This is a genomic window from Nocardioides sp. JQ2195 (assembly GCF_012272695.1).
Classification (GTDB): Bacteria; Actinomycetota; Actinomycetes; order Propionibacteriales; family Nocardioidaceae; genus Nocardioides.
Genome location: NZ_CP050902.1, coordinates 3,596,998 through 3,619,694 on the forward strand (window position 1 = coordinate 3,596,998; position 22,697 = coordinate 3,619,694).

A 22,697-nucleotide genomic window follows, 5' to 3' on the forward strand; every position below is an offset into this window, starting at 1 on the left:
GGCCAGCTCCTCGTCGACGACGGGGAGGGCAAGGGCCGGCTGGTTCTGTGCGGTCACCTGATGAATTCTCCCGCATGGGCTGCCAGGTCGAGCAAGGGGCCGGGTACGACGCCGAGCACGACGGTCGCCAGGGCGCCGATTCCGATCGCCGTCGCGGTCAGGAAGCTCGGCAGCGTGACCGACGGTCCGTCACCGATCGGCTCGTAGAAGTACATGAGCACGATGACCCGGATGTAGAAGAACGCCGCCATCGCGCTGGTCAGCACGGCGATCACGACGATCGGCCAGGCGCCGGCGCTCATCGCCGAGGCGAACACCGCCCACTTGCCCGCGAAGCCGGCGGTCAACGGGATCCCGGCGAAGCCGAGCAGGAACAGCGCGAAGACACCGGCCACGACCGGGGACTCCTTGCCCAGACCGGTCCACCGGGACAGGTGGGTCGCCTCTCCCCCGGCGTCGCGGACCAGGGTCACGACGGCGAAGGCGCCGACGGTCATGAAGCCGTAGGTCACCAGGTAGAACAGCACCGACTGGGTCGCGGTGATCTGGCCGTCGGCCAGGCCGTCGGCGGAGTGGATCCCGACCAGACCGGTGAGCAGGAAGCCGGTGTGGGTGATCGACGAGTAGGCCAGCATGCGCTTGATGTCGCTCTGGGCGACGGCCAGGACGGCACCGATCACCATCGACAGCACCGCGATCACCCAGAGCATCGGCTCCCAGGTCCAGCGCTCGGAGCCGAAGGCGACGTAGAACAGGCGCATGATCGCGGCGAAGGCTGCGATCTTGGTGGCAGCCGCCATGAAGGCAGTCACCTGCGTCGGGGCGCCCTGGTAGACGTCAGGGGTCCACGCCTGGAACGGCACCGCGCCGACCTTGAAGAGCAGGCCCACCGAGATCATTCCCATGCCGATCAGCAGCATGGTCCTGCTGCCGGTCTGGTTGGCGATCGCGTCGTTGATGCCGGCGAAGTCCATGACACCCGCATATCCGTAGACCAGGGCGATGCCGTAGATCACGAAGCCGGAGGAGAACGCGCCGAGGAGGAAGTACTTCAGGGCGGCTTCCTGGCTGAGCAGGCGACGTCGCCGGGCGAGGCCGGAGAGGAGGTAGAGCGGCAACGAGAGGACTTCGAGCCCGACGAACAGCGTGAGCAGGTCGTTGGCGGCCGCGAACATCATCATCCCGGTGAGCGCGAACATCATCAGCGGGTAGACCTCGGTGTGGTCGAGGCCCTTCGACGAGGCGATGCGCTCGGCATCGGTACCGGGCAGTGCCGCGGCCTGTCCGGCGAAGGCGGACACCCCACCCTCGAGCCGGCGCTCGGCGAAGAGCAGCAACCCGCAGATCGTGATCACCAGCAGGAGGCCCCACACGAACACGGCGGGGCCGTCGACGGCCAACGCGCCCTCGGCCACGACCGACCCGTGGGCGCCTCCGTGGTCGTCGAGGCCGAGGCCGACGATGACGACGCCGACCAGGGCCGCGACGCTGCCGGCGAGGGCCAGGGCGAGCTGCGCCAGGAGGCGACGACCGCGAGGCAGGAACGCCTCGACGACGACGCCCAGGCAGGCGATCGCGAACACCAGCAGCAACGGCCACAGCTGGCCGTACTCGATGTCGGGCTTGGCGAAGTCGATCACTGCTGGCCCTCCTGGCTGGACTCTGCGTCAACGGGCGTGACCACAGGATCGTCGTCACTGACCCCGACGACCGACATGGTGCCCTCGACGGCCGGATTGATGATGTCGAGCATCGGCTTCGGATAGAAGCCGAAGATCAGCATGGCGACCACGAGTGGGGCCACGGCGCCGATCTCACGTGCGTTCACGTCCTTCATGCCGACCACCCCGGGGACGGTCGGACCTGTCATCAGCTTCTGGTACATCCAGAGGACGTAGATCGCGGCGAGCACGATGCCCGTGACGGCGAACGCACCGGTGACCCAGTGGTGGGCGAACCCACCGACCAGGACCAGGAACTCCGAGACGAACGGCGAGAGCCCCGGCAGTCCCAGGGTCCCGAGACCGCCGACGAGGAACAGGCCGGCCAGCACCGGTGCCACCTTCTCGACTCCTCCGTGATCACTGATCAACGTCGAGCCGCGCCTGCGGATCAGGTACCCGGCGACCAGGAAGAGCACCGCCGTGGCCAGGCCGTGGTTGAACATGTAGAAGGTGGCCCCGGTCATGCCCTGGCTGTTCATCACGAAGACGCCCAGCACGATGAAACCGAAGTGGGACAGCGAGGTGAGACCGATCAACCGCAGCATGTCGTCCTGGCCGATCGCGATCAGGGCACCGTAGATGATCGAGATCAGGGCCAGCACGACGACCACCGGCGTGGCCCACTTCGACGCCTCGGGGAAGAGCCCCAGGCAGAAGCGGAGCATGCCGTAGGTGCCGATCTTGTCGAGGACGCAGATCAGCAGCACGCTGGTGCCCGGTGTGGCCGCGGCCGTGGTGTCCGGCAGCCAGGTGTGCACGGGGAACAGCGGCGCCTTGATCGCGAAGGCGATGAAGAAGCCGAGGAACAGCCAGCGACCGGTCTCCTTGTCGAGGTCGAGCGCGGCCAGCTCACCGATCAGGTACGTCGGGTGGCCGGCCTGGGCCGAGACGGCGTAGAGGCCGACGACGGAGGCGAGCATGATCAGCCCGCCTGCCAGCATGTAGAGCAGGAACTTCACGGCTGCCTTGGCGCGCACTGCCTTGTCGACGTGGCCGTAGTGGCCCACCAGGAAGTAGGCCGGGATCAGCGTGGCCTCGAAGGCGACGTAGAACAGGAAGACGTCCTGGGCCATGAAGACGACCAGGGCCAAGCCTTCCAGTGCCAGCATCCAGCCGAAGAAGCCGGGGGCACGCGAGGTGCCGCCGGCGACATCCGCGTCGTTCCACGAGGCGAGCACGACGACCGGGACCAGCAGCGTGGTCAGCAGCACCAACGTCAGCCCGATGCCGTCCACGGCGACGGCGTAGTGGGTGCCGAAGGCGGGGATCCAGTCGTGCAGCTCGACGAACTGGAAGCCGTCGCCCGGCTCGTAGGAGCACGCCACGACGAGGGAGAGCACGAAGGTCAGGGTCGCGGTGCCGAGGGCCACCTGCTTCGGAAGCGCCGAGCCGGTGGCGGGGAGCAGAGCGGTGACCAGGCCGCCGACCAGCGGCAGCAGGATGATCAGGCTCAACCAGGGGAAGTCATTCATCCGGCATTCACCACCAGCATGACCGCGACCACCAGTGAGGCGCCGATCAGGATCGAGAGGGCGTAGGAGCGGACGAAGCCGTTCTGGACCACGCGAATGAGCCGGGCCAGCCCGCTCACCCCGGTGGCCTGGCCCTCGACGGCACCGTCGATGACGGTCGTGTCGAAGGCCATCAGCCCGGAGACCGCATGGCGGCCGGGGTTGACGACCAGGCCGTCGTTGATCGCGTCTCCGTAGAGGTCGGCACGGGCCGCTCGGGTGAAGACGGAGACATCAGTGGGCGCTTCTCGGGGCACCTCGGTCCTTCCGATCGTGAACCAGGCAAGGGCAACACCGGCGGCGACGACCAGCACGATGATGGCGGTCAGGGCCAGCGCGGGGACCGGCAGGTGCTCGTGGTGGACCTCGCCCACCACCGGGGAGAGCCAGTCGGTGATCCAGCTGCCGACGAGCAGGATGCCGCCGAGCAGCGACAGTGCGGCCAGCACGATCAGCGGAACCGTCATCACCTTCGGCGACTCGTGCGGGTGGACACCGGGTTCCCACCGTCCCTTTCCGTCGGGACCCGGCGTGAAGAACGTCATCAGCATCAGCCGGGTCATGTAGAACGCGGTGATCCCGGCGCCGAGCATCGCGGCCAGGCCGACCCAGATGTTCTGGGCGAACGCGGTCTCGATGATCTTGTCCTTCGACCAGAACCCGGAGAAGCCGGGGAACCCGATGATCGCCAGGTAGCCCATCGCGAAGGTCAGGAAGGTGATCGGCACCGCACGCGCCAACGCGCCGTAGTGACGCATGTCGACGTCGTCGTCGGTGGCGTGCATGACCGATCCGGCGCCGAGGAACATGTTGGCCTTGAAGAACCCGTGGGTGAGCAGGTGGAAGATGGCGAACGCGTAGCCTGCGGCACCCAGCCCGGCGCCCAGCATCATGTAGCCGATCTGACTCATCGTCGAGCCGGCCAAGACCTTCTTGATGTCGTCCTTGGCGCACCCGATGACCGCACCCCACAAGAGCGTGACCACGGCGACGACCACGACCGTGGTCTGGGCGATGGACGCGTTCTCGAAGATGAAGTTGGAACGCACGATGAGGTAGACGCCGGCGGTCACCATGGTGGCGGCGTGGATCAGGGCCGACACCGGGGTGGGGCCCTCCATGGCGTCGAGGAGCCACGCCTGCAACGGAACCTGGGCGCTCTTGCCGCACGCGCCGAGCAGCAGCAGGAGGCCGATCGCGTTCATGGTGTTCTCGTTGGCGCCACTCGCGGCAGCGCTGACACCGGCGAAGGCGGTGGTGCCGAACGTGACGAACATCAGCATGATGGCCAGCGACATCCCGATGTCACCGATGCGGTTCATCACGAAGGCCTTCTTGGCCGCCGCGGCGGCACTCGGCTTGTGCTGCCAGAAGCCGATCAGGAGGTAGGAGGCCAGGCCGACGCCCTCCCAACCGAGGAAGATGCCGAGGTAGTCGGCGGCGAGCACCAGCATCAGCATCGCTGCGATGAACAGGTTGAGGTAGCCGAAGAACCGGCGCCGGCGCTCGTCGTGCGCCATGTAGCCGATCGAGTAGACGTGGATCAGCGAGCCGACGCCGGTGATCAGCAGGACGAACAGGATCGACAGCGGGTCGATCAGCAGGTCCATGCCGACGGTGAAGCCACCGGCCTCGATCCAGGTGAAGAGGTGCTGTCCGACCTGGCGCTCGCCCTCGTCACGGCCGAGCAACGCGGCGAACATCAGCAGGCCGAGCACGAACGAGCCGGCCACCGTGGCGGTGCCGAGCAGGTGGCCCCAGGCGTTGGTACGGCGGCCACCGATCAGCAGGATCGCGGCACCGACCAGCGGCAGCACGATCACCAGCCACGCGAGCGAGAGGACGCCGTCGGCACTGCCGGGGTCGACCACGGGGATGTGGGTCTCGGCAGCAAGGCTCGACAGCAGGGCGTTGGGGGAACTCATGGCACTCACCTCAGTACTTCAGCAGGCTGGCGTCGTCGACCGAGGCCGAGCGTCGAGTCCGGAAGATGGTCATGATGATCGCGAGTCCGACCACGACCTCGGCCGCGGCGACCACCATCACGAAGAACGCAGCGATCTGGCCGTCGAGGTTGCCGTTCGCCTTGGCGAAGGTCACCAGCGCCAGGTTCGACGCGTTGAGCATCAGCTCCACGCACATGAACACCACGATGGCGTTGCGCCGGACCAGCACCCCCACGCAGCCGATGGTGAACAGGATCGCGGAGAGGATGATGTAGGGCTCGGTGCTCATGCCTGGTCCTCCTCCGTGGTCGCGGGGGCTCCGGACTTGCCGGACACTTCGGGCGACTGCTCGGGCGACTGGCCGAGCTGGCGCTGCACCATTTCGATGTCGTCGGCCAACGCCGGCGCACTGCGCACGCTGCCCCGGGCGGCCAGCACCCGCGAGATCGAGGCCTCGCTGGCAGTGCCGTCGGGCAGCAGGGCGGGCGTGTCGACCGCGTTGTGCCGGGCGAACACACCGGGCGCCGGCAGGGGGCCCGGGTGCTTGCCGGTCTCGGCGTACTCGCGCATCCGGCGGCTGGCGGCGTCGGCCTGGGTCTCCTTGGGCGCGAGCCGCTCACGGTGGGCGAGGACCATGGCACCGATCGCCGCGGTGATCAGCAGGGCCGAGGTTGCCTCGAACGCGAAGACGTACTTGCTGAACAGGAGGTTGGCCAGGGCCGGGACGTTGCCCCCGGCGTTGGCCTCGTCGAGGCCGACCGTGGCGCCGAAGGTGACCTGGGAGATGCCGATGACCAGGATCAGGCCGAGCAGCAGGCCGAACCCGGTGGCCAGCAGCCGCTGGCCCCGAATCGTCTCCACCACGGAGTCGGAGGCATCGACGCCGACCAGCATCAGCACGAAGAGGAACAGCATCAGGATCGCGCCGGTGTAGACGATGATCTGCACCGCGAAGAGGAACGGCGCCTCCAGGACGGCGTACAGCACCGCCAAGGAGATCATCACCACGGCGAGCAGGAGCGCAGCGTGCACGGCCTTGCGGACGAACAGGATGCCCAGGGCGGCCAGCACCATGATCGGCGCGAGGATCCAGAACGCGGTCATCAGCCCTCCTTCCGGCTCGCGCTGGTCCAGGCGTCCTGCGCCTTGGCCTCGCCACCGGTGGTCGCCGGATCGGTCGCGCTCGGGCGTGCCTTGAAGTCACCGCGGTAGTAGTCACCGTCGGTGTCGCCGATCAGCATCGCGTGGGGCGGTTGCTCCATGCCGGGAAGCAAGGGGGCGAGCAGGTCGGACTTCTCGTAGATCAGGTCGGCCCGGTTGTTGTCGGCCAGCTCGTACTCGTTGGTCATCGTCAGGGCCCGCGTGGGGCAGGCCTCGATGCACAGTCCGCACAGGATGCAGCGCAGGTAGTTGATCTGGTAGACGCGGCCGTAGCGCTCACCCGGGCTGAACCGCCCCTCGCCGTTCGCCGACTCGTCGTTGGAGGCGCCCTCGACGTAGATCGCGTCGGCCGGGCAGGCCCAGGCGCACAGCTCGCAGCCAATGCACTTCTCGAGGCCGTCGGGCCACCGGTTGAGCTGGTGGCGACCGTGGAAGCGTGGTGCCGTCGGCATCTTCTCGAAGGGGTACTGCTCGGTGACCACCTTCTTGAACATGGTCCGGAACGTGACGCCGAAGCCGGCGACGGGGTCCCAGAACTGCTCCTTCAGGCTCCGGGACTCCTCGTTGGCCTGCTCATTCGACCGAGTCATCAGTCCTCCTCATGAAAGACGAGCGGTGCAGCGGCGCCGCGGACGGCTCCGTGCGTAGGCATGGGGGGCACGGGGAAGCCACCGACCGGCGGCTCCTCCACCTCGGGTTCGTCGGCCTTCTTCGACTCCGGCCAGAACATCACCACGAGGAAGGCCGCCACGAAGATGCCGGCGATGATCAACACCTGCGAGCGTTCGAGACCCCCGTCGAGGGTGATCGCGCGCATGGTCGCCACGGCGATGATCCAGACCAGGGCGATCGGGATCAGCCGCTTCCAGCCGAAGGCCATGAACTGGTCGTAGCGCAGGCGTGGCAACGAGCCGCGCAACCAGATGAACATGAAGATGAACAGGAACATCTTGCCGAAGAACCAGATCAGCGGCCAGTAGCCCTCGTTGGAGCCCTCCCAGAAGGCGGAGATCGGCCACGGCGCCCGCCAACCTCCCAGGAACAGGGTGGTGGCCAGTGCCGACACGGTGGCCATGTTGATGTACTCGGCGAGGAAGAACAGCGCGAACTTCAGGCTGGAGTACTCGGTGTGGAATCCGCCGACCAGCTCGCCCTCGGCCTCGGGAAGGTCGAACGGAGCACGGTTGGTCTCCCCCACCATCGCGATCACGTAGATGATGAACGACGGCAGCAGGATGATGCCGAACCAGCCGGGCACGGGCACGTCGAGACCGAGCACGTCGATGTGCCGGGTGCTGGCCTGGGCAGCGACGATCTCGGAGGTCGACATCGACCCGGCGTAGAGGAACACCGCCACGAGGGCCAGGCCCATCGCGACCTCGTAGGAGATCATCTGGGCACTGGAGCGCAGCCCACCGAGCAGCGAGTAGGTCGAGCCGGACGACCAGCCACCCAGGACGATGCCGTAGATGCCGATCGATGCGATCGCCATGACGAACAGGACCGCCACGGGCATGTCGGTCAGCTGCAGCGGAGTGCTCTCCCCGAACATGTGCACCTCGGGGCCGAACGGGATCACCGCGAAGGTGACGAACGCGGGGATGACCGCCAGCACCGGCGCAATGATGAAGACCACCTTGTCGGCCGCCTTCGGGATGAGGTCTTCCTTCAGCGCCAGCTTCACCCCGTCGGCCAGGGACTGCAGCAGGCCGAAGGGACCGTGCACGTTGGGGCCGATGCGGTGCTGCATGCGGGCCACCACGCGGCGCTCCCACCAGATGTTGAAGAGGGTCAGCAGCACCAGGACCACGAAGATCATCACGGCCTTGACCAGCAGCAACCACCAGGGATCGTTGCCGAACCCGGCCAGCTCGCCGGCCGCCATCACGTGGGTGCCGGTCCCGGTCGTCGAGATCATGCCTTCACCGCCTTCACCGTCACGGCGGACCCGGGCGAGGCCAGGCCGGCGACCACCCCGTCACCGAAGTTGTTGGCCGGCATCCAGACGGTGTCCTCAGGAAGGTCAGCCACCTCGACCGGGACCGTGACCGAGCCCCGGTCACCGGCCAGGGTGACGTGCGTGGCACCTGCCAGCACGTCGTACGTCGCCTGCGGGACGCGGGCGACCGCCGGGCGGGCGGTGGCCAGGAGCTCGGACTGCCCCCTGAGCATGACGCCGTTGTCGAGCATCTGCTTCCAGGTGGACAACCAGAACTTGTTGCGGGCCAAACGGCGGACCTTGGCCTTCGGGGGCGCGGCCGGGGCAGCTCGCTCGCCGTCCCAGGGGCCGACCTCGTTCATCTGACGACGGGCCTCGTCGACGGTCCGGAAGCCGAGCGGCGTGCCGGACTCCTCGGCGATCCCGGCCAGGATGCGCAGGTCGGGCAACGAACCGGGGTTGCTGAACACGGCATCGAAGGTGCGCGGACGCCCCTCCCACGTGACGAACATGCCGGCCTTGTCGCTGGCCGGGGCCACCGGGAACACCACGTCGGCGGCCCTGGTCACCTCGGTCTCGCGCAGCTCGAGGCTGACCACGAAGCCGGCCGCGGAGATCGCCTCGCGTGCCGCCTGCGGGTCGGCCAGGTCGTCGAGGTCGACACCACCGACGACGAGTCCACCGAGTCCACCGGCCGCCGCGGCGGCGATGATCTCGGCCCCGTCACGGCCGGGCTGCTCGGGCAGGTGGTCGACGCCCCAAGCGGTGGCGACGTCGATCCGGGCCGACGCGTCGGCGACCGGTCGGCCGCCGGGCAGGAGGTTGGGCAGGCAGCCGGTCTCGACCGCACCGCGGTCTCCGGCGCGACGCGGGACCCAGGCCAGGCGGGCACCGGTGGCACGGGCCAGGTCCGCGGCGGCGCTGAGCGCACCGGGCACCGTCGCCAGCCGCTCGCCGACGAGGATCACGGACGTGGCGTCGATCGTCTCGGGCGACGCCTCGGCGAGTCCCTCGAGGGCCTCGCGCTCGGCACCGGCCGACGTGGCGACGAGCTGTCCCTTCATCTTGCGCAGGCCGCGCGTGGTGAAGGGGGCGATCGCGACCACCTTGGTGGTGCCCTTCATCGCGGCCTTGCGCAGGCGCAGGAAGATCGTTCCGGCCTCGTCCTCGGGCTCGAGCCCGGCGAGGACGACGACCGAGGCCCGCTCGAGGTCCGCGTGGGTCACCGGCATGCGGAGCACGACCTCGGACGCGAGGAACGCAGCCTCCTCCGCGGAGTGGGGCCGGGCGCGGAAGTCGATGTCGTTCGTGTCGAGCACCACGCGGGCGAACTTGCTGTAGGCGTAGGCGTCCTCGGCGATCAGGCGCCCACCGGTCAGCACGCCGACACCACCCGACGTACGCGCTGCGGCGAGACCGCGAGCCGCGACCGTGAAGGCCTCGGGCCACGAGGCGGGCCGCAGCTCACCCGAGGCCTCGTCACGCACCCACGGGTGGGTGAGCCGGTCGGCGAGCCGGGCGTAGGCGAACGCGAAGCGGTCCTTGTCGGTGATCCACTCCTCGTTGACCTCGGGGTCGTTGCCGGCCAGGCGCCGCATCACCTTGCCGCGACGGTGGTCGACGCGGATCGCGGCGCCGCAGGAGTCGTGCTCGGCGATCGAGGGCGTGGACACCAGGTCGAAGGGACGCGAGCGGAAGCGGTAGTCGGCACTGGTGAGCGCTCCCACCGGGCAGATCTGGATGGTGTTGCCGGAGAAGTAGGAAGTGAAGGGAGCGCCATCCACGGAGCGTTCCCTCGGTCGCTCGCTCGTCCCTCGCTCGTCCCTGTCGGAAACAGGTGCGATGCCGATCTGCTGCTGGGCACCTCGCTCGACCAGGGCGATGAACGGGTCACCGGCGATCTCGTCGGCGAACCGGGTGCACCGCTGGCACACGATGCACCGCTCGCGGTCGAGGAGGATCTGCGCGGAGATGTTGATCGGCTTCTCGAAGGTGCGCTTGACGCCACCGGAGGCCGAGAAGCGGGACTCGCCACGGCCGTTGGACATGGCCTGGTTCTGCAGGGGGCACTCGCCGCCCTTGTCGCAGACCGGGCAGTCGAGCGGGTGGTTGATCAGCAGGAACTCCATCTGGCCCTGCTGCGCCTTGTCGGCGACCGGCGAGGTGGCCTGGGTGTTGACCACCATGCCCTCGGCGACCGGGATCGTGCAGGAGGCCTGCGGCTTGGGCATGCCACGGCCGTTGCCGGCGTCGGGGATCTCGACGAGGCACTGGCGGCAGGCACCGACGGGAGCCAGGAGCGGGTGGTCGCAGAACCGCGGGATCTGCACGCCGACCTGTTCGGCCGCACGGATCACCAGGGTGTCCTTGGGGACGCTGACCTGGATGCCGTCGATGGTGACGGTGACGAGATCCGTCTTCTCCGGGGTGCTGGTCACGAGCGCGCCTCCTCGCGGGCGAAGGCAGTTGAGGCCATCGGGTCGAACGGACAGCCACCATGGGTCAGGTGGGCCAGGTACTCGTCACGGAAGTGCTCGATCGACGAGGAGATCGGGCTGGTCGCTCCGTCGCCGAGGGCGCAGAAGGCGCGGCCGAGGATGTTGTCGCACTGGTCGAGCAGCACGTCGAGGTCCTCCTCGGTGCCGTTGCCCTGCTCCAGCCGGGTCAGCACCTGCGTCATCCAGTAGGTGCCCTCACGGCACGGCGTGCACTTGCCGCAGGACTCGTGCTTGTAGAACTCGGTCCACCGCAGGACCGCGCGCACCACGCAGGTGGTCTCGTCGAAGATCTGCAGGGCGCGGGTGCCGAGCATCGATCCCGCGGCCCCGACGGCCTCGTAGTCGAGCGGCATGTCGAGGTGCTCAGGGGTGAGCAGGGGGGTGCTCGATCCTCCGGGGGTCCAGAACTTCAGCGTGTGGCCCTCGCGCATCCCGCCGCCGAGGTCGATCAGCTCGCGCAGGGTGATGCCGAGGGGCGCTTCGTACTGCCCGGGCCGCTTCACGTGGCCCGAGAGCGAGTAGATGACGTAGCCCTTGGACTTCTCGGTGCCCATCGAGGAGAACCAGTCGGCACCCCGGTCGATGATGCTGGGCACTGACGCGATGGACTCCACGTTGTTGATCACGGTGGGGCTGGCGTAGAGCCCGGCCACGGCGGGGAACGGCGGACGCAGACGTGGCTGGCCGCGGCGGCCCTCGAGGGAGTCGAGGAGCGCGGTCTCCTCGCCGCAGATGTAGGCGCCCGCGCCGGCGTGGACGACGAGGTCGAGGTCGTAGCCCGAGCCGTGGATGTCCTTGCCGAGGTGGCCGGCCTCGTAGGCCTCACGCACCGCGTTCTGCAGACGGCGTACGACGTGGAGCACCTCGCCGCGGACGTAGATGAACGCGGTGTTGGCGCGGATCGCGTAGGAGGAGATGATCACGCCCTCCACCAGGGTGTGCGGGCTGGCCATCATCAGCGGGATGTCCTTGCAGGTTCCCGGCTCCGACTCGTCGGCGTTGACCACGAGGTACTTCGGGTTGGGGTTGTCCTGCGGGATGAAGCCCCACTTCATCCCGGTCGGGAAGCCGGCGCCGCCACGACCGCGCAGACCGGAGTCCTTGACCGCGGTGACGACGTCGTCCTGCTTCATCCTGAGGGCCTTCGGCAGCGCCGCGTAGCCGCCCTGGGCGGTGTAGGCCTCGAGGGTCCAGCTGCGGTCGGTGCCCCAGTTGTCGGTGAGCACCGGCGTCAGCATGTCGCTCATGCCTTGCCCTCCTCGTCCTTGCTGTCCGCGAGCTTGGTCTCGGACTCGGCGCGGGAGGTGTCGGCCTGCTCCGCTGCCCCGACCTCGGTCCGCGCGGTTCCGCTGCCGTCACCCGAGGCATCGGACTCCGGTGCCGTCCAGTTCATGGTGCGGGCGATCTCCACTCCGACGAGCGACGCGTGCCCGGCGGACGGGCCCTCGTCGGCGAGCCCGTCCGGGAAGCCGGCCAGCACTCGTTCGGCCTCGCGCCAGGTGCACAGCTTCGGCCCACGGGTGGAGTGGACCTCCTTGCCCGCGCGTAGGTCGTCGACCAGCTGGGTCGCGGACTCGGGGGTCTGGTTGTCCATGAACTCCCAGTTGACCATCATCACCGGCGCGTAGTCGCAGGCCGCGTTGCACTCGATGTGCTCGAGCGAGACCGTGGCGCGGTCCCCCTCGCGGGTCAACGCGGTCTCGTCGTTGCCGACGCCGAGGTGGCCCTTGAGCCGCTCCAGGATCAGGTCGCCACCCATCACCGCGCACAGCGTGTTGGTGCACACCCCGACGTGGTAGTCGCCGACCGGGCGGCGCTTGTACATCGTGTAGAACGTGGCCACCCCGGACACCTCGGCCGGGGTGAGGTCGAGGATCTCGGCACAGGCCTGGATCCCCTCGGGGGTGATCCGCCCCTCGGCGCTCTGCACCAGGTGCAGCATCGGGAGCAGCCCCGACCGCGCCTGCGGGTAGCGTGCCGCGATCTCCTTCAGCTCGGCGTACGTCGAGTCGGGGAGCAGGTTCTCGTTCTCGGTGAACCTCGGTCCAGTCGCTTCGCTCATCGGTCGACCCCTCCCATCACCGGGTCGATGCTGGCGATCGCCACGATCACGTCGGCGACCATGCCACCCTCGCTCATCACGCTCGTGGCCTGCAGGTTCGTGAACGACGGATCCCGGAAGTGGGCGCGGAAGGGCCGGGTGCCGCCGTCGGAGACGACGTGGGCGCCGAGCTCGCCGCGCGGCGACTCCACGGGCACGTAGGCCTGGCCGGGTGGCACCCGGAAGCCCTCGGTGACCAGCTTGAAGTGGTGGATCAGGGCCTCCATCGACTCCCCCATGATGTGGCGGATGTGGTCGAGGCTGTTGCCCATGCCGTCGCTGCCGATCGCGAGCTGGCTGGGCCAGGCGATCTTCTTGTCGGCGACCATCACCGGGGCACCCTCGAGGCCGCCCAGACGGTCAGCGGCCTGCTCGACGATCTTCAAGGACTCCCACATCTCGTTGAGGCGGATCCGGAAGCGGCCGTAGGAGTCGCTGGTGTCCCAGGTCTGCACGTCGAAGTCGTAGTCCTCGTAGCCGGAGTAGGGCTCGGACTTGCGCAGGTCCCAGGCGTAGCCCGTCGAGCGGAGCACCGGACCGGTCATGCCGAGTGCCATGCAGCCGGCCAGGTCGAGGTGTCCGACGTTCTCGAGGCGGGCCTTGAAGATCGGGTTCGCGTTGCACAGCGCGGCGTACTCGGGCAGCCGCTTCTTCATCAGCTTGATGAAGTCGCGGATCTCGTCGAGGGCACCGGGCGGCAGGTCCTGGGCGACACCGCCGGGCCGGATGAAGGCGTGGTTCATCCGCAGGCCGGTGATCAGCTCGAAGAGGTCCAGCACCAGCTCGCGCTCACGGAAGCCGATCGTCATCACGGTCAGCGCTCCGATCTCCATGCCTCCGGTGGCGATCGCGACCAGGTGGGAGGAGATGCGGTTCAGCTCGGAGAGCAGGACCCGCATGACCTGGGCCTTCTCGGGGACCCCGTCCGCACCGTCCTCGATGCCGAGAAGCCGTTCGACGCCCAGGCAGTAGGTCAGCTCGTTGTGGAAGGGCGCGAGGTAGTCCATCCGGGTGCAGAACGTGACGCCCTGCACCCAGGAGCGGAACTCCATGTTCTTCTCGATGCCGGTGTGGAGGTAGCCGATGCCACAGCGGGCTTCGGTGACCGTCTCGCCCTCCAGCTCGAGGATCAGTCGCAGCACACCGTGCGTGGAGGGGTGCTGGGGACCCATGTTGACCACGACGCGCTCGTCGCCGACGTCACCGCCGTCGGCGATGCTCTCGACGAGGGAGTCCCAGTCCTGGCCGGTGACGGTGAAGACCCGTCCCTGGCTGGTGTCGGCCGCGCCGGCGTAGAGGTCCTGATCTGTCTGACTCATGAATAAGACCTCCGCTGGTCCGGCGGCGGGACGCTCCCGCCCTTGTACTCCACGGAAATGCCGCCCAAGGGGTAGTCCTTGCGCTGCGGGTGGCCCGGCCAGTCGTCGGGCATCTCGATGCGGGTCAGGGCGGGGTGCCCGTCGAACTGGATCCCGAAGAAGTCCCACGTCTCGCGCTCGTGCCAGTCGAGCGTCGGGTAGGTCCCGACCAGGGACGGGATGTGCGGGTTGCCGTCGGGCACCGCCACCTCGAGCCGGATCCGGCGGTTCCAGGTCATCGAGAGCAGGTGGTAGACCGCGTGCAGCTCACGCCCGTGGTCCTCGGGGTAGTGGACGCCGCTGACCCCGGAGGCGAACTCGAAGCGCAGGCTCGGCTCGTCGCGCAGCTTCTGCGCGGCCTCGACCAGGTTCCCCGGGCTGATGTGGAAGGTGATCTCACCGCGGTGGATGACGACCTTGTCGATCAGGCCGTCGAGGCCGTCGGCGACCTTGTCGAACCATCCGCCGTAGGGACGCTGGGCCGCACCCGGGAAGACCGTGGGCTTGACCAGGCCGCCGTAGCCGGAGGTGTCGCCGGTCCCCTTGACCCCGAACATGCCGGTGCGCTGGCCGACGACCTCGACCTCGCCGGGCTGGGCGGGAAGGTTCTCGGGTGGCAGGTTCTCCGGGGACTGCTCGGTCGCCGGCTGCTCGACCTGCTTGTCCTGCTTGTCCTTGTCGTCGCTCATCGCAGCTGCCCCTTCATCGCCGAGGTGGGCAACGCGTTGAGTGCCTCGGTCTCCAGGTCGACGATCTGCGCGGCGCGGTTGGCGCCGAGCTTGGTGTGCTGGACCTGGTCGTGCAGCTTGAGGATCGCGTCGATCAGCATCTCGGGCCGCGGGGGACAGCCGGGGAGGTACATGTCGACCGGGACGACGTGGTCGACGCCCTGCACGATCGCGTAGTTGTTGAACATGCCGCCACTGCTCGCGCAGACCCCCATGGCCAGCACCCACTTGGGCTCGGCCATCTGGTCGTAGATCTGGCGCAGGACGGGAGCCATCTTCTGGCTCACGCGCCCGGCCACGATCATCAGGTCGGCCTGGCGCGGGCTGGCCCGGAAGACCTCCATGCCGAAGCGGGCGAGGTCGTACTTCGGCCCGCCGCTGGTCATCATCTCGATCGCGCAGCAGGCCAGGCCGAAGGTGGCCGGCCAGAAGGACGCCTTGCGCATGTAGCCCGCCACCCCCTCGACCGTGGTCAGCAGGACTCCGCTCGGAAGCTTCTCTTCAATACCCATGGGTTGGTTGCCTCTCAGTCCCACTCAAGTCCGCCGCGTCGCCACACGTATGCGTAGGCGACGAAGACCGTGGCGATGAAGATGACCATCTCGACGAGCCCGAAGAGGCGCATCGCGTCGAAGTGCACGGCCCACGGGTAGAGGAAGATGATCTCGATGTCGAAGACGATGAAGAGCATCGCGGTGATGTAGTACTTCACCGGGAAGCGGCCGCCACCGGCCGCCTGCGGGGTGGGCTCGATGCCGCACTCGTAGGAGTCGAGCTTGGCCCGGTTGTACCGGGCCGGGCCGGTCAGCGAGCTGACCACGATCGAGAAGATCGCGAACCCGGCGGCCAGCGCCCCCAGGTAGAGCACCGGTGTGTAGAGCTCCATCAGTCCATCCCCTCGATCCGCTCATGCATTGGGCGCCACCTTGCTGAGTGCGTTGATGATCCGGTCCATCGCGTCCCCGTCGCGGGGATCGGTGAGGTTGGCCATCAGCTTGAGCGTGAACCGCATCAGCCGAGGCCGGGGCAGGCCGTACTTCGTCGCCTGCTTCATGAAGATCGGGTTGCCGACGAGGTGGGCGAAGGCACGGCCGAGCGTGAAGTAGCCGCCGTACGCCGCGTCGAGGGCCGCGGGGTAACCCTCCAGCACCCGCTCGCGTCCCTGTCCGGGCAGGCGGCCGAGTGCTTGGACGACGGTCTCGGCGGCCATCTTCCCGGCCTCGAGGGCGTAGTCGATGCCCTCACCGTTGAACGGGTTGACCATGCCGCCGGAGTCGCCGACCAGCAGCATCCCGTTGCGGTAGTGGGGCTTGCGGTTGAAGCCCATCGGCAGGGCCGCGGAGCGGATCGGTGCGGTCAGGTTCTGGTCGCGGAAGCCCAGCTCCTCGGGCGTGTTCGCCAGCCACCGGCGCATCGACTCCTTGTAGTCCATGTTCTGGAAGGCGGAGCTGGTGTTGAGGATGCCGAGGCCGACGTTGGCGGTGCCGTCACCGAGCGGGAAGATCCAGCCGTAGCCGGGCAACAGATTTGCCTCGTTGGACTGCGGCGAATTCCTGGGACCGTCCCACAGCTCCAGCCACGACTCCATGTAGTCGTCGTCGTGCATGGGGGTCCGGTAGTAGGCCCGGCAGGCCACCGCCATCGGCCGGTTCTCGCGGCGCTCGATGCCCAGCGAGGTGGCCATGCGGGCGCTGACACCGTCACAGGCGATGACGACGGGAGCGCGGAACTCGAGCTCGTCGCCGTACTTGCGGCCCCGCTCGTCGACGGACCTGGCGCGTACGCCGACCACCCGGCCGGTGCGTTCGTCGAAGACCGGTCCGGTGACGGACGTGTTCTCGCGCAGCCGCGCGCCGGCCTTCTGGGCATGCCGGGCCAGCAGCTCGTCGAGGTCCGTCCGGGCCCGTGCCATCCCGAACGGCGGAAAGGTCGTGAGGTCGGGCCAGGGCAGCTCGATGCGGTGCCCGGCGCCGATGATCCGGAGGCCCTTGTTCTTCTGCCAGCCGGGCTCGTCGAGGTCGAAGCCCATCCCGAGCAGCTGCTTGACCGCCCGCGGGGTCAGTCCGTCACCGCAGATCTTGTCGCGGGGGAACGAGGTCTTCTCGAGGACGAGGACGTCGATGCCGGCACCGGCGAGGTGGAAGGCGGTGGCGGCACCGGCGGGGCCGGCTCCGACGATGATGACCTGGGCCTGGCGATCCGCTGCGGGCAGCATGGCGGCGGCAGTCATCGCAGGGCTCCCTCATTCAGGTCGACGCTTGATCCAACGGGCTGCATGTGAGTTTGTGAACCACTTCACATGGTGGCCTGCGCCACAGTCTAGGACCGAGCCACCACCAACGGAACCCGGGGGTGACCTCCACGTCGATCACCGCCCACCTCACGATTTAGCCCACGATGACGTGCCGTAATTCGACCGGCGGCACGCGGTGCCCGGGGTCAGGCGGTGGCGCGGTGCAGGGCGACGATCCCCCCACTGAGGTTGCGGAACTCGCAGCCGGTCCAGCCGGCCTCCGCGAGCCACTGCGACAGGCCCTGCTGGTCCGGCCAGGCGCGGATCGACTCCGCCAGGTAGACGTAGGCGTCCGGGCTCGACGACACCGCGCGCGCGATCGCGGGGAGCGCCTTCATCAGGTACTCCATGTAGACCGTGCGGAACGGTGCGAAGGTCGGGTGGCTGAACTCGCACACCACGATGCGGCCACCCGGCTTGGTCACCCGGCGCAGCTCCCGCAGGCCAGCCTTCGGGTCGACGATGTTGCGCAGGCCGAAGGAGATGGTCACCGCATCGAACGTGTCGTCGGCGAACGGCAGCTGGGTCCCGTCACCCGCGGTGAACGGCAGGTGCGGCTTCGCCTGCTTCCCGACCTCGAGCATGCCGATCGAGAAGTCACACGGGACCACGGTCGCCCCCAGGTCGGCGAAGGGCTGGCTGGAGGTGCCGGTGCCGGCGGCCAGGTCGAGCACGAGCTCGCCGGGCCTCGGGTCGACCGCGTTGATGACGTCCTTGCGCCAGCGACGGTCCTGGCCCATCGACAACACGTCGTTGGTGATGTCGTAGCGACGAGCCACCGCGTCGAACATGCGGCGTACGTCGTGCGGGTCCTTGTCCAGTTCAGCGCGAGTCACGTCGCACAGACTATGCGCGAGGCCCACGCCGAGCACTGGAGAGGTCACGACTGGGTCACGGGAAGAAAACTTCCGGCAACCAAATGCGCGGTTCCTGCGTCATGCCTTGTGACACTGGAAATTCTTCCCCGGAACCTGGAGGACTCTCATGAGGGCCCTACGCATCTTCTTCCTGACCGTGATCGCGCTGGTGCTGATGTCGGCCACGGCCTTCGGCGCCGGAGTCGCCGTGCGGCACCTCAACGAGGACTCCGCCACGGCCGCGCCCTCGCAGGCCACCGCCAAGGACACGGGCCGAGACGGCACGGCAGGAACCCCGCGAGGGGACGCGGACGAGCAGGACGTGCCGGTCAAGGAGGTCAAGCCCGCGAAGCCGTCCCCGGTTCTCCAGCCCGGCGACAAGGGTGAGCAGGTCCGCGAGCTCCAGCACCGTCTCTTCCAGATGCAGTGGCTCCCGGAGAGGACCACGGGGGTCTACGACGGCACCACCGAGGAGGCCGTTGCCGGCTGGCAGGAGAAGCGCGGCCTCGAGGCCACCGGCGTGATGGACCAGAAGTCCTGGCACAGGTTGGTCAGGATGACCGAGACGCCGACCCACGACCAGATGTTCAACATCCTGCGGCCCGGCCCGGCGATCCTCTCGTCCGGCGACAGCGGGGAGGACGTGCGCGACCTGCAGGCCCGGCTCAAGGCGATCCAGTGGCTCTCCGGCCTGGTCACCGGCACCTATGACCCGGCCACCGTCGCCGCGGTCAAGGGCTTCCAGGAGAAGCGCCAGATCCCCGTCACCGGCGAGGTCGACCAGCGCACGATGGACCGCCTGCACGCCATGACGAGCACGCCGTCCCACGACGCCAAGCACAACATCGCCCCGGACCCCGGCGGTGCCACCAGCGCCGCGCTCGACTCGCGCTGCACCACCGGACGCGTGCTGTGCATCGATAAGACCAGCCGCACGCTGCGCTGGGTGGTCGACGGCAAGGTGCTGCAGACCCTCGACGTGCGGTTCGGCTCGACGCTCAACAACACGCCGACCCGCGAGGGCACCTTCCACGTCGGCTGGAAGGACATCGACCACGTGTCCAACGAGTTCGGCTCGGCGATGCCGTTCTCGATGTTCTTCTCGGGCGGGCAGGCGGTGCACTACTCCTCCGACTTCGCCGCCCGCGGCTATGCCGGCGCCTCCCACGGCTGCGTGAACGTGCGCGACTACAACGGTCTCGCGTGGCTCTACGAGCAGGTCGCCGTCGGCGACAAGGTTGTCGTCTACTGGTCCTGACGCCAGCGCCGCTCCGTGCGGCCAGAGGGCTCAGAACCGGGAGACCAGCAGCGGCCCCACGACGTACGCCAGCAGTCCCAGCACGGTCCAGATGGCCGATCTCGCCATCGCGGGACGCTCGGAGTCACGAACGCCGTGGGGCACGCTGCGCCAAGCCATGACGATGCAGACCACCCCCACCCAGAGCAGCACCGGCACCACCAGCGACTCGCCGTACCCGGCGGAGATCGCCGTGGAGGCCAGCGCACCCAGCGCCATCAGCACGACGGCGATGGCCAGGCGCAGACGCCAGCGACGGTGGACGGCGGCGGCGATCGATTCCTCGGACATGGGACCCGAACCTAGCCGGTTTCGGGGTTGGCCCCGATGGGTACCTTCACGATCGTGAACTTCAAGGTCGAGACAGATGCGCTCCGCACCGCCCGTGACCGGCTGAGGGCCCTGGCCGCCGACGTGGACAAGGCAGACGCGTACAAGAGCACCTACCTCAAGATCACCGGTGCCGACAACGGCGTGTTCTTCGTGCACATCGACAACGTCAACGACGGGGTCGTGACGAGGCTCGACGACGTGCTGGCGCGGATCAAGCGCCTGCTGAGGAACTCCGGCCGCGAGCTCGGGGCGGTGGCGACGTGGTACTGCGAGACCGACAGCTCCACCGAGCGCAGCATGGATGCCCAGATCGACCGTGACCCCACGATCCCGACGGACGAGCGCTACACCGACGATCCCGACTTCGAGGACACCGTCCCCGAGGACCCGGGCGACTACACGCCCCCCGCCGACCAGGATCCGCCGTCGTCCGACGACGACGGCATGATCATCGCTCCCGGCCCTCCGGGATATCTCGACGACCAGCCGGAGTACCCGATCGCATGAGCCTCCCCTCCGAAGCCCTCGACTTCCCGTGGCCCCAGGCGCAGATCCCCTCGGGGGTCGACGTCCTGCTGGGGCTCGGTGACTACATCTCGCCGTCCTTCTACCTGCGCAAGGGCATCGAGATCGTGATCGGCTACGACCCGGCCTCGTGGCTCGTCTCCGAGTTCGCCGGCGACTGGCAGAAGGTGTCCCAGGCCGGCACCGCACTGGAACAGCTGGGCGAGTACATGCACCTGCTGGCCAAGGACGTCAACGCGGCCCGGGTGACGATGAACCCGTTCTGGGACGGCAACGCGGCCGACAACGCCTCGGTCTACTTCGAGAAGCTTGCCGTGGCCATCGACGAGCTGCAGACCCCGCTGGACGACATCGCCAAGGCCTACGCGACGACTGCGACGGGGATCAAGAGCTGGGGAGAGACGATCAACGACCTCCTCGGGCTGCTGCTCGACTACCTGATCGAGCTCGGCATCGCCGCTGCCGCCACCGCGGCCAGCTCCTGGACCGGTGTCGGGCTGGCGATCGGTGGGGTCGGCACCGCCTACCTCGCCTACAAGGCGACCAGCACCTGGATGAAGGTGGTGGAGGCCCACGGCCACGCCTCGACGGCCGCCAAGGGCGTGATCGGCCTGACCGCCGGACCCCTCGGTATGCTGCACGTCGACCAGGACCTCGAGCTGCCCACCTCCGCCTACGACCACCCGGACGTGACGCGATGATGCCCGACGACTGGGACCCCGTCGCCGCGTTCACCCGCGGTGACCGGCTGCGGTCCGAGTCGCTCAAGGCGAATCTCACCGCGATCCGCGACCAGACCGAGGACCCCGCCGTACGCCGGCTGGTCGACGACCTCTTCGCCGGCCGGATGGGGCTGCGCGAGGTCATCCGCGACCCGGCCTTCGAGGCCGAGCTCGACAAGGGCATGCAGCGGTTCTCGGAGGCCTGGGAACAGCTCACCCCCGAGCAGCGTGCTGACCTGGCCCGCCAGGGCCAGGCGGAGGAAGCCCGACGCCGCGAGGAGCTCGGGCTGCCCGAGCGGGTCGAGCCGATCCCGTCTGCCGGGGACAGCCCCCTCCTGCGTGAGGACGACTGACTCCGGCACAGGACCCATGGTCCGCAGCGTAGGCTGATCCCTCGTGACTCCCGAACAGGCAGCCGACGAGCGGATCGTCGTACGCACCGCACGTCTCGAGCCCGACGCGGTGGGTGCGCTCCTCGATGTCGTCCCGGACGACTCACCCGTGAGCTGGATCCATCGTGGCGACGGGCTCGTCGGCTGGGGGGTCGCAGCGCAGGTGCGCACGTCGGGGCCGACCCGGTTCTCCGACGCCGCGAAGTGGTGGGACGAGACCGTCGCCCGCCTCGAGGTCGTCAACGAGGTCAACGAGCCCGGCACCGGAGCGGTGGCGTTCGGCAGCTTCGGCTTCGCCGACGAGCCCGGCGACTCCACCCTGGTGCTCCCCCGCGTCGTCATCGGCCGGCGCGGAGGCCTGTCGTGGATCACCACCGTCGACTGCGAGGCCCCCGGCCTGGCTCCGGCCGACATCCCACGTGCCCCCTCGGTCAGCTTCGCCGACGGTTCCCGCAACGGCGACGAGTGGATGTCGGTGGTCGGTGACGCCGTGGCCCGCATCAACCGTGGTGACCTCGAGAAGGTCGTGCTGGCCCGCGACCTGGTCGCCACCTCCGACACCGACGTCGACGTCCGGTGGCCGATGCGGCGTCTGGCCGAGTCCTACCCGATGTGCTGGACCTTCCACGTCGACGGACTGTTCGGCGCCACCCCCGAGATGCTGGTCCGCCGCGAGCGCGGCCTGGTCACCTCCCGGGTGCTGGCCGGCACCATCCGGCGCACCGGTGACGACGACCGCGACCTCGCCCTGGCCGCCACCCTGGCCCGCTCGTCGAAGGACCTCGAGGAGCACGAGTACGCCGTCCGCTCGGTCGCCGAGGCCCTCGAACCGCACTGCTCCTCGATGAACGTGCCCGAGGCCCCGTTCGTGCTGCACCTGCCCAACGTGATGCACCTGGCCACCGACGTGGCCGGGGTGGTGCACGACGCCGAGAGCGTGTCCTCGCTGGACCTGGCTGCAGCGCTGCACCCCTCGGCCGCCGTCGGCGGGACGCCCACCGAGGTGGCGACCGCGTTGATCACCGAGATCGAGGGCATGGACCGGGGACGCTACGCCGGCCCGGTCGGCTGGCTCGACGCTGGCGGGGACGGTGAGTGGGGCATCGCGCTGCGCTCCGCCCATGTCGACGGCCCCACCGTCCGGCTCTTCGCCGGATGCGGCATCGTCGGGGACTCCAACCCCGAGGCCGAGCTGGCCGAGTCGCAGGCCAAGTTCGTCCCGGTCCGCGACGCGCTCACCGCCTCCAACTGATCGTCCCTCCCGTCCTCGAAGGGCACATCGCCGACATCGACCGGACCATCGAGGCGATGC

Annotated in this window: 22 protein-coding genes; 5 read left to right on the forward strand and 17 right to left on the reverse strand. The window is 68.7% G+C overall.

The features are described from left to right. Positions 1 to 53: 53 nt before the first annotated feature. The 16 genes from nuoN to ncot_RS17165 all read right to left on the reverse strand — a co-directional run bounded on the left by nuoN (position 54) and on the right by ncot_RS17165 (position 18,095). Complete coding sequence (gene nuoN / locus ncot_RS17090; RefSeq protein ID WP_168619430.1) at positions 54 to 1,637, reverse strand: NADH-quinone oxidoreductase subunit NuoN; 1,584 nt, start codon at positions 1,635 to 1,637, stop codon at positions 54 to 56. Further along, entirely contained in the window at positions 1,637 to 3,196 is a 1,560-nt protein-coding gene (locus tag ncot_RS17095) for an NADH-quinone oxidoreductase subunit M (protein ID WP_168618683.1), read from the reverse strand. The genes nuoN and ncot_RS17095 overlap by 1 nt, the downstream gene beginning before the upstream one ends. Next, positions 3,193 to 5,160: an NADH-quinone oxidoreductase subunit L gene (gene nuoL, locus ncot_RS17100; RefSeq protein WP_168618684.1), complete on the reverse strand. Its 1,968-nt coding sequence runs from the start codon at positions 5,158 to 5,160 to the stop codon at positions 3,193 to 3,195. Before nuoL ends, ncot_RS17095 begins: the two co-directional genes overlap by 4 nt. 10 nt (positions 5,161 to 5,170) lie before the next feature. Then, the gene (gene nuoK, locus ncot_RS17105) at positions 5,171 to 5,470 is read right to left on the reverse strand and encodes an NADH-quinone oxidoreductase subunit NuoK (RefSeq protein WP_056891843.1); all 300 of its coding nucleotides are present in this window, start codon (positions 5,468 to 5,470) and stop codon (positions 5,171 to 5,173) included. Then, positions 5,467 to 6,285 (reverse strand): NADH-quinone oxidoreductase subunit J, encoded by an 819-nt coding sequence (locus tag ncot_RS17110; protein ID WP_168618685.1) that lies wholly within the window; start codon positions 6,283 to 6,285, stop codon positions 5,467 to 5,469. Before ncot_RS17110 ends, nuoK begins: the two co-directional genes overlap by 4 nt. Next, positions 6,285 to 6,932, reverse strand: coding sequence for an NADH-quinone oxidoreductase subunit NuoI (nuoI, locus tag ncot_RS17115; RefSeq protein WP_240937951.1), 648 nt, complete (start codon positions 6,930 to 6,932; stop codon positions 6,285 to 6,287). The genes ncot_RS17110 and nuoI overlap by 1 nt, the downstream gene beginning before the upstream one ends. Then, positions 6,932 to 8,260 (reverse strand): NADH-quinone oxidoreductase subunit NuoH, encoded by a 1,329-nt coding sequence (nuoH, locus tag ncot_RS17120; protein WP_240937952.1) that lies wholly within the window; start codon positions 8,258 to 8,260, stop codon positions 6,932 to 6,934. The genes nuoI and nuoH overlap by 1 nt, the downstream gene beginning before the upstream one ends. Further along, positions 8,257 to 10,719, reverse strand: a complete 2,463-nt coding sequence (locus tag ncot_RS17125; protein ID WP_168618686.1) for an NADH-quinone oxidoreductase subunit G — start codon at positions 10,717 to 10,719, stop codon at positions 8,257 to 8,259. The genes nuoH and ncot_RS17125 overlap by 4 nt, the downstream gene beginning before the upstream one ends. Then, positions 10,716 to 12,026, reverse strand: a complete 1,311-nt coding sequence (gene nuoF / locus ncot_RS17130) for an NADH-quinone oxidoreductase subunit NuoF (protein ID WP_168618687.1) — start codon at positions 12,024 to 12,026, stop codon at positions 10,716 to 10,718. Before nuoF ends, ncot_RS17125 begins: the two co-directional genes overlap by 4 nt. After that, on the reverse strand, positions 12,023 to 12,841 hold the full coding sequence (nuoE, locus tag ncot_RS17135) for an NADH-quinone oxidoreductase subunit NuoE (protein ID WP_168618688.1): 819 nt from the start codon (positions 12,839 to 12,841) through the stop codon (positions 12,023 to 12,025). The genes nuoF and nuoE overlap by 4 nt, the downstream gene beginning before the upstream one ends. After that, positions 12,838 to 14,199 carry an NADH-quinone oxidoreductase subunit D gene (locus ncot_RS17140; protein WP_168618689.1) on the reverse strand — a complete coding sequence of 454 codons (1,362 nt, stop codon included), beginning with the start codon at positions 14,197 to 14,199 and terminating at the stop codon, positions 12,838 to 12,840. Before ncot_RS17140 ends, nuoE begins: the two co-directional genes overlap by 4 nt. Continuing rightward, positions 14,196 to 14,927 (reverse strand): NADH-quinone oxidoreductase subunit C, encoded by a 732-nt coding sequence (locus ncot_RS17145; protein ID WP_168618690.1) that lies wholly within the window; start codon positions 14,925 to 14,927, stop codon positions 14,196 to 14,198. Before ncot_RS17145 ends, ncot_RS17140 begins: the two co-directional genes overlap by 4 nt. Then, positions 14,924 to 15,478 (reverse strand): NADH-quinone oxidoreductase subunit B, encoded by a 555-nt coding sequence (locus ncot_RS17150; protein WP_168618691.1) that lies wholly within the window; start codon positions 15,476 to 15,478, stop codon positions 14,924 to 14,926. Before ncot_RS17150 ends, ncot_RS17145 begins: the two co-directional genes overlap by 4 nt. A 14-nt stretch (positions 15,479 to 15,492) precedes the next feature. Then, positions 15,493 to 15,852: an NADH-quinone oxidoreductase subunit A gene (locus ncot_RS17155; protein WP_168618692.1), complete on the reverse strand. Its 360-nt coding sequence runs from the start codon at positions 15,850 to 15,852 to the stop codon at positions 15,493 to 15,495. Positions 15,853 to 15,873: 21 nt separating this feature from the next. Beyond that, positions 15,874 to 17,196 carry a geranylgeranyl reductase family protein gene (locus ncot_RS17160; RefSeq protein ID WP_168618693.1) on the reverse strand — a complete coding sequence of 441 codons (1,323 nt, stop codon included), beginning with the start codon at positions 17,194 to 17,196 and terminating at the stop codon, positions 15,874 to 15,876. A 209-nt stretch (positions 17,197 to 17,405) separates the two neighbouring features. Next, complete coding sequence (locus tag ncot_RS17165) at positions 17,406 to 18,095, reverse strand: demethylmenaquinone methyltransferase (RefSeq protein ID WP_168618694.1); 690 nt, start codon at positions 18,093 to 18,095, stop codon at positions 17,406 to 17,408. 148 nt (positions 18,096 to 18,243) lie between these two features. Between ncot_RS17165 and ncot_RS17170 the strand changes: the two genes are divergently transcribed. Next, positions 18,244 to 19,374, forward strand: a complete 1,131-nt coding sequence (locus ncot_RS17170; RefSeq protein ID WP_168618695.1) for a peptidoglycan-binding protein — start codon at positions 18,244 to 18,246, stop codon at positions 19,372 to 19,374. 30 nt (positions 19,375 to 19,404) lie between these two features. Here the strand turns inward: ncot_RS17170 and ncot_RS17175 are convergent, their stop codons facing one another. Next, on the reverse strand, positions 19,405 to 19,704 hold the full coding sequence (locus ncot_RS17175; protein ID WP_168618696.1) for a hypothetical protein: 300 nt from the start codon (positions 19,702 to 19,704) through the stop codon (positions 19,405 to 19,407). A 36-nt stretch (positions 19,705 to 19,740) separates the two neighbouring features. Here ncot_RS17175 and ncot_RS17180 point away from each other — a divergent pair, with 36 nt between their 5' ends. The 4 genes from ncot_RS17180 to ncot_RS17195 are packed head-to-tail and all read left to right on the forward strand — an operon-like array spanning position 19,741 to position 22,637. Next, entirely contained in the window at positions 19,741 to 20,253 is a 513-nt protein-coding gene (locus tag ncot_RS17180; protein WP_168618697.1) for a hypothetical protein, read from the forward strand. Continuing rightward, positions 20,250 to 20,972: a hypothetical protein gene (locus ncot_RS17185; protein WP_168618698.1), complete on the forward strand. Its 723-nt coding sequence runs from the start codon at positions 20,250 to 20,252 to the stop codon at positions 20,970 to 20,972. The genes ncot_RS17180 and ncot_RS17185 overlap by 4 nt, the downstream gene beginning before the upstream one ends. Continuing rightward, positions 20,969 to 21,346 carry a hypothetical protein gene (locus ncot_RS17190; protein ID WP_168618699.1) on the forward strand — a complete coding sequence of 126 codons (378 nt, stop codon included), beginning with the start codon at positions 20,969 to 20,971 and terminating at the stop codon, positions 21,344 to 21,346. Before ncot_RS17185 ends, ncot_RS17190 begins: the two co-directional genes overlap by 4 nt. Before the next feature lie 43 nt (positions 21,347 to 21,389). Then, a complete protein-coding gene (locus ncot_RS17195; RefSeq protein ID WP_168618700.1) occupies positions 21,390 to 22,637 on the forward strand; it encodes an isochorismate synthase in 1,248 nt (415 codons plus the stop codon). Positions 22,638 to 22,697: the final 60 nt, after the last annotated feature.